Source organism: Pseudoalteromonas prydzensis (assembly GCF_011050055.1).
GTDB classification, from domain to species: Bacteria; Pseudomonadota; Gammaproteobacteria; order Enterobacterales; family Alteromonadaceae; genus Pseudoalteromonas; species Pseudoalteromonas prydzensis_A.
The window spans coordinates 1-12,909 of sequence record NZ_DRGM01000012.1; the positions used below are offsets into that span (position 1 = coordinate 1).

Genomic DNA, 12,909 nt, shown 5'->3' on the forward strand with positions numbered 1-12,909 from the left:
ACTTTATTAAAAATCTAAACTCAAGTTTTACTCGACTTACTAAGTAGCTCATGCCCCGCTATGCGTTGCGCTCTGCCGTCTCAGTGGGGTCGCATTATAGGGCGCCGCGGATTTTACGCAAGCGTTTTTTAAAGAAAACTTCAAATAAAGTGCAACTCGTACAAAAAACACACTAAAACACATAAAACACATGGTTTTCTGGACAAAAAACAAACAAACTTTTCTCGAGAGGATCTTGAGTATTACTTAAATTTAGTATTTAGCAAGTTTTTAGTATAAAAAAGCACCATTTCGCTGTGGTGCTTTCAATATCTGCTATAAACCTGCTTAATATAATATGCTGTAGAGCTTTCTACGATATTTAGCGGCTAAGCTATCGCCATCAGGTAAAGACGCTATAACCTCTAAAAAGGTTGGTTTTGCTTGAGCAAAATTTAAGTCCTTTTTCAAAATGTTAAAAAGTAGCTCTAACGCCTCTTCTTTGCGACCCGCTTGATTTAATGCATCAGCAAGTTCAGCTTGAATTTCTAAATCATTCGGGTATTTTTCAACTTGGCTTTGTAGTGCTTTTATTTCTGGAGATTCTTGTGCTAAAAGTGCTTGCTCGCACTTTGCTTGAATATTAGTGAAATAGGCATCACGTTCATTTTCTGCAACAGAGGCCAATAATGCTTGTGCATCATCAAGCTTATGTATTTGAATACAGATATCTGCCAACACCAATTTAATACGGGCATTAGTGGTATCTAACTCGTAAGCTTGCTTTGCATAGTTAAACGCACTGTTAAGGTCTTGTGTTATTAAAGCTTGTTTGGCTTGCTCTAACAAAAGTTCATGCTGTGCTGGTAAATGCTTTGCTAATACATCACGCACTTGTTGCTCGGTCTGCGCACCAGCTAACATATCAACAGGCGCTGAGTCTTTTAAGAACACCAGTGTTGGCAGTGTTTGCAAACCAATTTGTTGTGCTAGTTGCGCTGCTAATTGCTGTTCAATATCACAATCCAACGTCGCAACAAGTAAATGTTCACCGTATTGGCTGGCAATTTTTTCTAAAATGGCTGCTTGTGATTGACACTCAGGGCTCTGTGCAGAGTAGAAACTAAGTAATACAAGTTTTTGTTGTGAAGTTTCACCTAATACTTGCTGAAGGTTTTGCGGATTAACATTTACCATATTATTCATTACGATTGATTGCCATATCAGACTATTTAGGGTTTTATATGGTGGCAGATACAATAATTACAAGTCCAGATCACAAGCCATAAATCAAAAAGGTCTTTTATGAAATTTCACAAAATTTACGCCGCCCTACTGTTTATAAGTCCATTGCTCAGTGCAACGACGTTAGATCTCAAGCTAGATAAAACCATGCCTGCGATTGAACAGCTTTATTTAGATTTACATCAATCCCCAGAGCTTTCCTACCACGAGCAACAAACAGGACAGAAAATAGCAAAACAACTCAAGCAACTTGGTTTTGATGTCACTGATAATGTTGGCGGGTTTGGTGTAGTGGGAATTTATAAAAATGGGAATGGCCCAACAATTATGATCCGCACCGACACCGATGGCTTGCCAATTATAGAGCAAACTGGCAAACCCTATGCTTCTAAAGTAACCGTTACTAATGATGAAGGTGCAACTGTTGGTGTTATGCATGGTTGCGGCCATGATATTCATATGAGTTCATTTATTGGCACAGCCCAGCAGCTAGTTATGCACCAAGATGCATGGCAGGGTACTTTAATGATGGTGGCACAACCTGCCGAAGAAGTAGGTGGTGGTGCAAAAGCAATGCTTAAAGAAGGGTTATTCTCTAAATACCCAACTCCTGATCATGTTATTGCTCTGCATGTCAGTGCCAGTGTACCTGCAGGCAAAGTAAGTATGAAAAACGAATACACTATGGCAAGTGTTGATTCAGTTGATATTACTGTAAAAGGTAAAGGTGGCCATGGTGCCTACCCACATACAACGATTGATCCTGTTGTGATCGCTTCACGCATTGTTTTAGCACTGCAAACAATAACGAGTCGCGAACTCTCGCCACTTGAACCTTCGGTGATCACCGTTGGCTCAATTCATGGTGGTTCTAAACACAATGTTATTTCCGATCAAGTAAAACTACAGCTAACACTAAGAAGCTACAATCCCGCAGTACGTTTACAACAAATTGCTGCAATTAAGCGTATTAGTAAAGGCATTGCGATTAGTGCAGGACTTGATGAGAGCTTAACCCCTGAAGTCTATGTGCATGAAGATGAATCAATCCCCTCAACTTACAATAACCCAGCACAAACAAATATTGTACGTAGTGCAATTAGCGCCGCAATTGGTGAAAGTAATGTACTTGAAACAGAAGCTGTTATGGCTGGTGAGGATTTTGGTTTATATGGCCGAACTGACAAAAATATTCCAATTACCTTGTTTTGGCTAGGTGGTGTTGAGCAAACTCAATACGCTGCTGCACAAAAATCGGGGGATACTCTACCATCGTTGCATTCAAGTAAGTTCGCCCCCGATTATAAGGTTGCACTGCCAACAGGGATAAAAGCGATGAGTAATGCCGCCGTTGCGTTATTTAACCAATAAATCGCCTACCCATAACAACTAAGCCGATTTGGGTTTTGCCTTGCTTTTAAAACGTCGCTTTTGCGGCGTTTTTGGTAATTGCGCAAATACTTGACTATTACACTGCCCGGCTTGATCGATAAAATGTGATAAATCGCTTAATAACGGTGTTAAAAACTGCTGGTAACTCATACGCTGTTCGGCAATGTCACCTAGTGAAGCTTCCCATTTTGCAGTTAAATCGGGGCTAGCTAACCCTTCGGGTAATACACCTATTAACGCTTTACCTGTCTGGGTAGCCAAAATTGATTTACCTTGGCGTTGTAAAAAGCGCCGCCTAAACAACAGCTCTAAAATACCTGCCCGAGTTGCTTCAGTCCCTAAGCCATCCGTTTCTTTAAGAATTTTTTTGATATCTGGATTTTTAACATAACGACTTATCCCCGTCATTGCACTTAACAGCGTTGCATCAGTGAAATGTGCCGGTGGCGTGGTCATTTTATCGATGATTTCGCCATGGCTACAATGAAGTTTTTGCCCTTTAACCAATGGCGGTAATGTTTGCTGATCTTTAAGCTCCGATCGGCCCATCAGCACTTTAAAGCCTAGCTCAACATCTTGTTTAGCATTGGCCTTAAATAAACCACCCGCTATGGTAACCTCAACTTTCGTTTCATTAAAAACATAATCAGGGTAAAACTGAATGAGATAATGACGACAAATCAAGCTATACACTTCGCCTTCATCGCTATTTAAACTTGCGGACTTTAACTGTTTAGCCGTGGGTATGATTGCATGGTGCGCAGCAACTTTGGCGTCATTAAAACACTTACTGCGCATGCGGGTATCAGCGCCTTGGCACGTTGCGTCACTTTGCCCACCATTAGTCGCGATTGCTTTTATAATACTGGCGGCTTCTTGATGATGGTCTTTTGGTAAATAGCGATTATCTGAGCGTGGGTAGGTGATAAGTTTATGGCGTTCATATAAAACTTGGCAAATATCTAACACCTTTTGTGCTGGCATCGTAAACGCTTTTGCTGCATCGATTTGTAGAGCTGATAAATTATACGGTAAAGGCGCTTGCTGTTTTTTCTGCTTTTGCTCAAGTGCCGTCACTTCGCCGGGTTGATCCGTGACACGTGCTGCAACATTTTCCGCAAGCCCTCGGTGCAATATCCGCCCCTCTTCGTCTTGATAAGGTTCGCACGCTTTGCTTGGTTGCCATTTAGCAGTAAAACTCTGTTGTTCTTGGGTATGTAAATGGGCAAACACTTCATAGAATGGTTTTGCTATAAAGTTAGCAATTTCATTATCACGATTTACCACTAGGCCTAAAATAGGTGTTTGTACTCGTCCAACAGAGAGTACATTACCAAACCCTGCTTTTTGCCCCGCTAGGGTATAAGCACGTGTCAGGTTCATGCCAAACAACCAATCAGCACGAGAGCGCGCAAGAGCTGAAACACTTAGGGGAATAAAGTCACGATTAGTACGCATACTCGCTAATGCTTTTTTAACTGCACTAACGTTTAAATCGCTGATCAATAACCGTTGGATACTGTGCTTTTTAGCTTGTGATAACTTGACTTGCTCAATCACTTCATCAACCAGCAACTGACCCTCGCGGTCGGGATCGCCAGCATGAACAAGCTGCTCAGCTTGCTTGATTAACTTTTTAAGAACAGTGAGTTGCTTACGGGTTTTAGATTTAGCCTTTAACTGCCATTGCTCAGGCACTATAGGTAAGTCATCAAAACGCCATTTTTTGTATTGTTCGCTGTAGTCATCCGGTTCAGCTTGTTCTAGCAAATGACCTATACACCAAGAAACACAATCGCCATTAGCCACTTCAATATAGCCATCATGTTTTTTATGAGGCTTTGGTAAGGCATCGGCAATGGCACGACCTAAAGATGGTTTCTCGGCTATATAAAGTTTCATTGGCCACTATCAACAACTGGTTATTTACACAGTAGTTTAGCACACGTAATTTAATCTACAAATAGTTAATGATTAGCTCTTTAGACTGCGATTTTTTCGCATAAATAAATACAACAGAGGAAGGTAGCACACAACGACAGTGCCAATATTGATTAACGGTAATAACGTTTTATATAGCATGGTACTATACGATAAATCCCAAAGGTGACGATCCACTAATCTAAATAATTGTAAAATAGGCGCACTAATTACAACCAATTGACCAAGCACACTTTGCCAAAGGTATACTTTATCTTTAATACCTAAGTAAGCAATCAAGGCCATCCAAGCAATATCATTAAATGCCCAGACTACGTAGCGATAAACATAAACGCCTTCATCAATACTCATTAGGCTATCGTAAATTAAAGCGCCATACAAAAAAAACGCAGCAGTAACCAACGCAAAACGCAGTGCGAGATAATCCTTACGTAAATAAAAAACAAAAATAGCTGGGCTTAAAATAAACACCCAGCTATTTTCAAGAATTAAAATAGATTTTAAAAACCAATCAGGCATGATTATTAATCAGGTTTTTTATCATCATCATTACCACCACCATTACCCGGCATATAGCTATATTTATCAACGTTTTTCATCGTACACTCCGTTACACTTGTTAAAAAGTCACTTTAAGCTAAATTAGGTACTTTGCCAAGTACCTTTATCTTACATCTATCGGATCTGACTCTTTTGCTTTACCTTGCATAATGGAGATTTCAACACGGCGATTACGTCGTCTATCCGCGTCAGAATCATTGGGAACAAGTGGTCGAGTTTCTGCGTGGCCTACTACAACCATACGCGTCTTATCAAAGCCTTGCGCTTTTTGCATTTCTGTTGCCACTGCAACAGCACGCTTCGAAGATAAATCCCAGTTATTGGTATACAACTCATTGGATACTTGAAAATCATCGGTATGCCCAGAGACAGTAATTTCACCAGGAACATCTTTTAAAAGCGTTGCAATATCACGAATAATGGGTTTGAATTTAGGCTGCAAAAAAGCACTGCCCGAAGGAAATGAGCCATTTTCGCGAATACGAATAAGAATTTGCTGACCTAAAGATTCCAGCTCAATCGCCCCGTCCATGATTTGCTGCTCTAACTGCTGTGCTATTTTTTTCACAAGCTCATTCACTTGCTCTTGATCAGCGGCAGAAATTGCTTGCTCAGAGGCTTGTTGTTGTGCTGTGCTTTGTGACTCACCACCGCGCTTGTTACCGCGTTGTTCTTGACGACCACCAGCAGAGCTTTCATCACCAGCTTGAAATTCCAACATTTGCTGGGTCATTTCCACGGTTTGCTGTTGAATTGTTTCTATTGGTGTCGGTTCTGGTTTACCTGGCGTAAACTCCATCGCGATAACGGATGTTCCCTTAGGTATATCTTTAACTTCTATTTTATTTTGTACACCGAAAGCAAATTTCATCGAGCCCGCAATTTGTTTAAATTTCAGCACATCCATTTCTGAAAACGCGAGCAAAAGTACAAAGAAGCACATCAATAGCGACATCAAATCCGCAAACGTACCCATCCAAGCAGGAAGTCCTGGTGGTGGGCACTTGCACTCTTGCTCAGACATGCTTACTCCTCAGTATCGACTTTTCGTTTTGATTCAGCGAGATAGTTTTTCAAAATACCTTCTATTACTTTTGGATTTTGACCATCCTGAATACCTAATACAGCATCTAAGATCAAACGCTGGTTCATGGCTTCTTCATCTTTACGTAGCTCTAATTTGACTTGAATTGGGATCGCAACCACGTTGGCTAAAAATGCACCGTATAAAGTTGTTAACAACGCTACCGCCATGGCAGGTCCAATTGCTTTAGGGTCGTCCATATTTGATAGCATCGCCACTAGACCAATAAGAGTACCAATCATCCCCATAGCAGGCGCGATATCGGCAAGCGCTTTGAATAAGCCAGCACCCGATTCATGACGAGTAGAGGTAAGAGCAATATCTTTTTGTAGTGTCGCTCTAACGACATCGGCGTCATGGCCATCGACAAGCATATCGACACCTTTGCGCATAAATGCATTCGGTATTTCTGCTTCTTCAAGCGCTAAAAACCCCCCTTTGCGTGCCGAATCAGCAAGCTCAACGGCTTTTTCGATAAGCTCTTCTGGAGATTCAATTTTAAACATAAACGCTTTGGCAGCAACTTTACCAATGCCAAAAAACTGGCTCATCGTATAGTTTGATAACACGATAAAAATCGAACCACCAAATACAATCACCACAGACGGAGTGTTGTAGAACATCACTATTTCGCCGCTGCTACTCAAAAACATGGACATGATTATCAAGCCAATAGCGCCGAGAATACCTATAATGGTTGCTAAATCCACTTACCCCTCCAAAGGAACTCATGCTTTACTGCCTATGGCAGCAAACTTTTATTATTAACTGCTTATCGGCAATCTATTGAATTACTTAAACCATTTAATGAAAAAAATGAAATGAAAGTTTTTTGCTCTATTGGCATTTTAATCTACCATGCTTAACCTGCAAGGTTTAAGTTCAGGTACAAACCATTAATCGTGATAAGAAAACAGTTTATTATTCAAAAAAAATGCATCAGTCTTTGACCTAGTTTAGCATTCCCCCTAAAATTGGCCTCACATTTCTATCATCTAAGTTGAATCCACTATGGCGACTAAAAAACCAGAGAACCTAAGCTTTGAGCAAGCGCTTGAAGAATTATCCTTAATCGTCACAGAAATGGAGCAAGGTGAGCTTTCGCTTGAACAATCGTTAAAACAATTTGAACGCGGCATTGCGTTGGCTGGTGCATCGTCTAATAAATTGCAACAAGCAGAGCAAAAAGTCGCTATTTTGATGGGTAACGATAGTCAGTCATCGCTTACTAACTTTGATAATGATTTGGAATAACGAGTGTTAATAACAGAGCAAATTAAATGCGCTCAACGTGATGTTGAAGCCACTCTCAATCGGTATTTTGAGCAGCCACTGGATACCGATCAAACTATCAAGCTGGCCACTCACTATAGTGTTTTAAACGGCGGCAAACGGCTGCGGCCATTTTTGGTCTATGCCACTGGCAGAATGCTTGGTGCTAAGCATCAGGATTTAGATGTTTTAGCTGCCGCAATTGAATGTATTCATAGCTATTCGTTAGTCCATGATGACTTACCTGCTATGGATGATGATGATTTACGCCGCGGTAGACCGACTTGCCATATTGTATATGGTGAAGCGCATGCCATTTTAGCTGGCGATGCGCTGCAAACGCTGGCGTTTGATTTAATCGCTAATCATGCATTTGATGTCCCTGCCCAGCAACAGCTAAAAATGATTGCAACACTCGCCAAAGCATCCGGCATTGAAGGGATGGTCGGTGGCCAAGCATTGGATATTGCCGCAACAAACACAGCAGTAAGCCTCATTGAACTTGAGCGTATTCATCAGCTAAAAACCGGTGCTTTGCTAAACTGCGCAATTAGTTTAGGGGCACTGTGTGCAACGGATATTGATGAGCATACATTATTACAATTAAAGCGCTTTGGTGATGCAATTGGACTGGCTTTTCAGGTACAAGACGATATCCTAGATATCGAAGGTGATACTCAAGTGCTAGGAAAACCACAAGGTTCCGATGTTGCAGCAAATAAAGCAACCTACCCAGCTATACTTGGTCTGGCTGGTGCAAAGCAAAAAGCACAACACTTACTTGAACAAGCACTGCATGCTTTAGCTGCAATAAATGCCGATACCACAGAGCTTGAGCATTTAGCGAAATATATTGTGGAACGCGATTATTAATTGCAGCTTCAGATTAAGCTGATAATGATGTACAAAATAACTAAAAAACCAGAGTAACATTGCGTTATAATAACGTCTGGTTAGCGAAGGATGTATTAAAAATCATGACACTTGATAGTAGCAAGTATCCATTATTAGGTTTGGTTGATGAACCAGCCCAACTGCGTGATTTAGCGCAACAAAAATTACCTGCATTTAGCAATGAGCTGCGTGATTATTTACTTAACTCAGTGTCGCAAAGCAGTGGTCACCTTGCATCAGGCTTAGGCACTGTAGAACTGACGGTTGCATTGCATTATGTTTACAATACTCCTGAAGACCGTTTAGTGTGGGATGTAGGCCATCAAGCTTACCCGCATAAAATATTAACGGGTCGTCGCGATCAAATGCATACTATTCGCCAAAAAGATGGCCTACACCCTTTCCCATTTCGTGAAGAAAGTAAATACGATACCTTTAGTGTCGGTCATTCAAGCACCTCAATTTCTGCGGCTTTAGGCATGTCTATTGCGGCGCAAAAAGAAGGCAAAGGTCGTAAAACAGTCGCGGTTATTGGCGATGGTGCGATCACTGCAGGCATGGCATTTGAAGCTATGAATCACTTAGGTGATGTTAAGTCTGATATGTTGATCATTTTAAATGATAACGAAATGTCGATTTCAGAAAACGTGGGGGCACTCACTAACCATTTTGCGCGCATCTTATCCGGCAGTTTTTACACTAATATTCGCGAAGGCAGTAAAAAGCTACTTGCTGGTGTTCCCCCAGTAAAAGAATTAGCCAGTCGCATGGAAGAGCATTTAAAAGGTATGGTTATTCCTGGCACTTTTTTTGAAGAACTTGGCTTAAACTATATCGGCCCAATTGATGGCCACGATGTAAATATGTTGGTAGATACATTACGTAATATGCGTAATTTAAAAGGCCCACAGCTACTGCATATCAAAACCCAAAAAGGCAAAGGCTACAAACCAGCTGAAGCCGATCCGATTGGTTATCACGGTGTGCCAAAATTCGATCCTGCGATTTCAAGTTTGCCAAAATCAAAACCGGGGGCAGCAACTTTTTCTAAAGTATTTGGTGATTGGCTATGTGATATGGCAAGCCAAGATCACAAACTAATGGCCATCACCCCTGCCATGCGTGAAGGCTCTGGTATGGTGCGCTTTTCAAAAGAACACCCTGAGCAATATTTTGATGTTGCCATTGCAGAGCAGCATGCGGTTACTTTAGCGGCAGGTTTTGCTTGTGAAGGCTTAAAACCGGTCGTTGCTATTTATTCCAGCTTTTTACAACGTGCGTATGATCAACTCATTCACGATGTAGCACTGCAAAACTTACCGGTATTATTTGCTATTGACCGTGCCGGTATTGTTGGTGCGGATGGTGAAACCCATCAGGGCGCTTACGATTTAAGTTTTATGCGTTGCATTCCAAATATGATTATCATGGCGCCAAGTGATACTAATGAATGCCGCCAAATGCTTTACACGGGTTACCAATGTAATCAACCCGTCGCGGTACGCTACCCTCGCGGTAGTGCTGGCACAACTGAGATCTGCGAGCAAATGACCGAGCTTGAAATCGGCAAAGGCCGTGTGATTAAGCAAGGTGTTAAAATCGCTATTTTATCTTTTGGTACTTTGCTTGAGAATGCTCAACTGGCTGCAAAAGAGCTCAACGCAAGCCTCGTTGATATGCGTTTTGTTAAGCCGCTAGATAGCGCACTAATCGACACTTTATTAGCCGATCATGAAATTATTGTAACACTTGAAGATAATGCCATTGTTGGTGGCGCAGGCTCTGCCGTTAATGAATATTTAGCAGCTATAAAAGCAAAGGTAAGCATCCTAAATTTAGGTATTCCGGATGAATTCATCAAACACGGTACGCAAGAGCAAATGCACGATGAAATGGGTTTAGGCTCGCAAGGTATACTCGATAGTATAAACAGCTTTATTACTGACTAAACTACGCTGTAGCACATAGAGTCAGGTGAGATAATAAAAAAGGAGCAACGGCTCCTTTTTTTATTATCCCTATAAAAATCAACTGACTAAAAAAACTTCACTTTATTTTCATTTTTTTGCATCCAATTATTTCCCTGTCACGTTTATTCACTGAGGTTAACTCGTGAGCAAAGCGTTCACGCTTTTATGTAATACCAATCGACTTAAATATTTAGCCTTTCTAGCGTGCTAAATAAAGCGTTAACGGCGTTATAAATTTTTCATGTAGAACAACTACATATTAAAATTTATGCCTTGTTATCACGCTATTTATCCGTCGCTATAAATGACTAATAACTTAACACGATTGGTATAGGCTGTTTTAAGCAAAACTCTTTGTATGTTCACATTTGATGGAATATTTAAGAAGGTACAAATTATGAAAACGTTCAAATCAGGCGCAACAACACAGTCTATTCACGCTCAATCAATGGCAAGTAAACTTTGCTTATCGGCACTTACTTTAGCAATTTTGTTTAGTTTAACCGGCTGTGATGGTGACGATGGGAGCGATGGTGCTGCGGGTACACAAGGCGCGGCAGGTGTTGCTGGCACTAACGGAACAAATGGTACTGACGGTGCAAATGGCAGTGACGGTACTGATGGAGTTGATGGCGCTACGGGTTTTGCAGCTGCCACTTTTATTTTAGCGAATAATGGTGCTGATAATGCTGGCACGATTGATCTAATTGACCAAAATGCTGCGAAGTTAAAAACATTTAACAGTGGTGCCAATGAAGGTGTTGCATTTGATGGCTTAGGTAATTTAGTGCAAGCCAGCGATTCTGGTAATGGCGCACTGAGCACCGTTTGCCAAGTATTAAGTCGCGCAGATGGCACAATGTTCGATAGCAACCGTGACCGCACTATTACTGGGAGCAATACCAGCTTAGTCAATCCTAAAGGCATTCATGTATCTACTAAGCGTGGACTCATTTTTATCGCCGACTTTAATGCCGTTCAGATCACTGTTTTTGGTGCCACCGCAGCGGGTGATGCTGCACCTTTAGCAAGCACAGTAACAGACGCAAAACCGTGGGATGTTACCTACGATGATAGCAACGACCGCTTATATGTGGCGCTAACCAATGGTGACGTTACTGTCTATGACAATTATGTCGATGGCGGTTTTGTGGCAATGCCTACACGTACCATCACCCCTAGCAATGAAGCTGGCGAGAAAATTTCCGTCAACCTTCATGGTATTGTTTATGATGCTAACACCAATAAATTAGTGCTTTCTGATGTCGGTAGTGCCAGTGATGCAACTGATGGTGCCTTGTTTGTGATCAATAATGCATCGCTTGCCGATGGTAACACCGTTGTTGCACGTAGTATTGCAGGCCCAGCAAGTATGCTTGGCAACCCTGTTGATATCAGCCTAACAGGCAGCGATTTACGTGTTGCAGAAAAATCAAATGACGCAGTACTGGTATTTAGCAATATTTTTTCAGGTGCCAGCGGTGATATCAGCCCAGATAGCGTGACACCCACAGTTAAGCCAGAATCAATTACTGAAACAGTAATGCACAATGACATGGCGGATGTATCAGACAGTTATTTGGCTAACATGCCATTAATGGGTATTGCAGTCAGTAGCAACCCAGCTGCTGCTGGTCCAACAACAGGGCAAATATCACGTCTAAATGCGCCACTTACCAGCGAACTGGGCAGTTATAATGCCAGTCAAACAATCGAAAGCGTGACCTTTGATAAAGCTGGTAATAGTTATACAACCTTTGATAACAGCACAACTTCAGTCGGTGGTATTGTCATTTCCAACAAAGTCGCCATGCATCGCGATGGTGAGGTATTTTCTCTAAGCCAAGACTCTATTATTAGTGGTGCAAATACAGGCCTAATTTCACCTAAAGGTCTTGATGTAGCATCTGACCGTGGCCTGATTTTTGTTGCTGAAAATAATGCGACCACACCGGGTATTTTAGTGTTTTCAACCTGTACTACAGGTGATGCAAGCCCGCTTATCACACTCACACCAAGTAACAGCGCACGCCCTTGGGATGTCGATTACGATGTCGCCACAGACCGTGCATTTGTTGCATTAACCAATGGTACGATTGCCGTGTTTGATGAAGTTAACAGTAAACTAATGGCCGGTATGAGCACAATTACAGGCGAAGATCGCTTGATCACACCAGCAACAGCTGGCGCTGCCTTCCCTGCTCCGACCAATCTCCATGGCATCGATTATGATCCGCTTAGTGACTCGTTGATCGTCTCAGATGTAGGCAGTGCAGCAGACGCCACAGATGGCAAATTATTTGTCTTGAATAATGCGGGTACTAGCTCAGGCTTGAGTAATGTTAGTGTCAATATCGCAGGACCTGCGACTATGCTTGGTAACCCAGTCGATATTATGTTTACCGGTAACCATCTTTTTGTTGCCGAAAAATCAAATGGCTTAGTAATGCGTTTTGACAATATTTTAAATAGCCCCAGTGGTGATATTGCAGCCAACTTAAGCTACTCGTTCACAGCCCCGGAATCAGTGGCTATTTTACCAACTTGGCTAAACCGCTAACCATCAAGGAC

At 41.7% G+C, this 12,909-nt stretch carries 10 protein-coding genes; 5 read left to right on the forward strand and 5 right to left on the reverse strand.

The annotated features are described in order from the left end of the window. Window positions 1-327 precede the first annotated feature (327 nt). Entirely contained in the window at window positions 328-1,185 is an 858-nt protein-coding gene (locus ENH88_RS00790; RefSeq protein WP_304178446.1) for a tetratricopeptide repeat protein, read from the reverse strand. Between the two features lie 99 nt (window positions 1,186-1,284). On the opposite strand from ENH88_RS00790, the gene ENH88_RS00795 reads away from it, so the two are divergent. Then, window positions 1,285-2,595, forward strand: coding sequence for a M20 metallopeptidase family protein (locus ENH88_RS00795; protein ID WP_304178448.1), 1,311 nt, complete (start codon window positions 1,285-1,287; stop codon window positions 2,593-2,595). Window positions 2,596-2,613: 18 nt separating this feature from the next. On the opposite strand, the gene ENH88_RS00800 is transcribed toward ENH88_RS00795, so the two are convergent. The 4 genes from ENH88_RS00800 to pomA form a co-directional block, all read right to left on the reverse strand. Beyond that, complete coding sequence (locus ENH88_RS00800; RefSeq protein ID WP_304178450.1) at window positions 2,614-4,518, reverse strand: DNA topoisomerase III; 1,905 nt, start codon at window positions 4,516-4,518, stop codon at window positions 2,614-2,616. Between the two features lie 72 nt (window positions 4,519-4,590). Continuing rightward, window positions 4,591-5,076, reverse strand: a complete 486-nt coding sequence (locus ENH88_RS00805; protein WP_304178452.1) for a hypothetical protein — start codon at window positions 5,074-5,076, stop codon at window positions 4,591-4,593. 145 nt (window positions 5,077-5,221) lie between these two features. Then, on the reverse strand, window positions 5,222-6,142 hold the full coding sequence (locus tag ENH88_RS00810; RefSeq protein ID WP_304178453.1) for a flagellar motor protein MotB: 921 nt from the start codon (window positions 6,140-6,142) through the stop codon (window positions 5,222-5,224). Between the two features lie 2 nt (window positions 6,143-6,144). Next, on the reverse strand, window positions 6,145-6,912 hold the full coding sequence (gene pomA, locus ENH88_RS00815; protein WP_304178455.1) for a flagellar motor protein PomA: 768 nt from the start codon (window positions 6,910-6,912) through the stop codon (window positions 6,145-6,147). A gap of 301 nt (window positions 6,913-7,213) precedes the next feature. Between pomA and ENH88_RS00820 the strand changes: the two genes are divergently transcribed. The 4 genes from ENH88_RS00820 to ENH88_RS00835 all read left to right on the forward strand — a co-directional run bounded on the left by ENH88_RS00820 (window position 7,214) and on the right by ENH88_RS00835 (window position 12,898). Next, complete coding sequence (locus tag ENH88_RS00820; protein WP_304178457.1) at window positions 7,214-7,456, forward strand: exodeoxyribonuclease VII small subunit; 243 nt, start codon at window positions 7,214-7,216, stop codon at window positions 7,454-7,456. Window positions 7,457-7,459: 3 nt separating this feature from the next. After that, complete coding sequence (gene ispA / locus ENH88_RS00825) at window positions 7,460-8,347, forward strand: (2E,6E)-farnesyl diphosphate synthase (protein WP_304178460.1); 888 nt, start codon at window positions 7,460-7,462, stop codon at window positions 8,345-8,347. A 104-nt stretch (window positions 8,348-8,451) separates the two neighbouring features. Further along, window positions 8,452-10,317 (forward strand): 1-deoxy-D-xylulose-5-phosphate synthase, encoded by a 1,866-nt coding sequence (gene dxs, locus ENH88_RS00830; protein WP_304178462.1) that lies wholly within the window; start codon window positions 8,452-8,454, stop codon window positions 10,315-10,317. A gap of 418 nt (window positions 10,318-10,735) precedes the next feature. After that, entirely contained in the window at window positions 10,736-12,898 is a 2,163-nt protein-coding gene (locus tag ENH88_RS00835) for a YncE family protein (RefSeq protein ID WP_414704772.1), read from the forward strand. Window positions 12,899-12,909 lie beyond the last annotated feature (11 nt).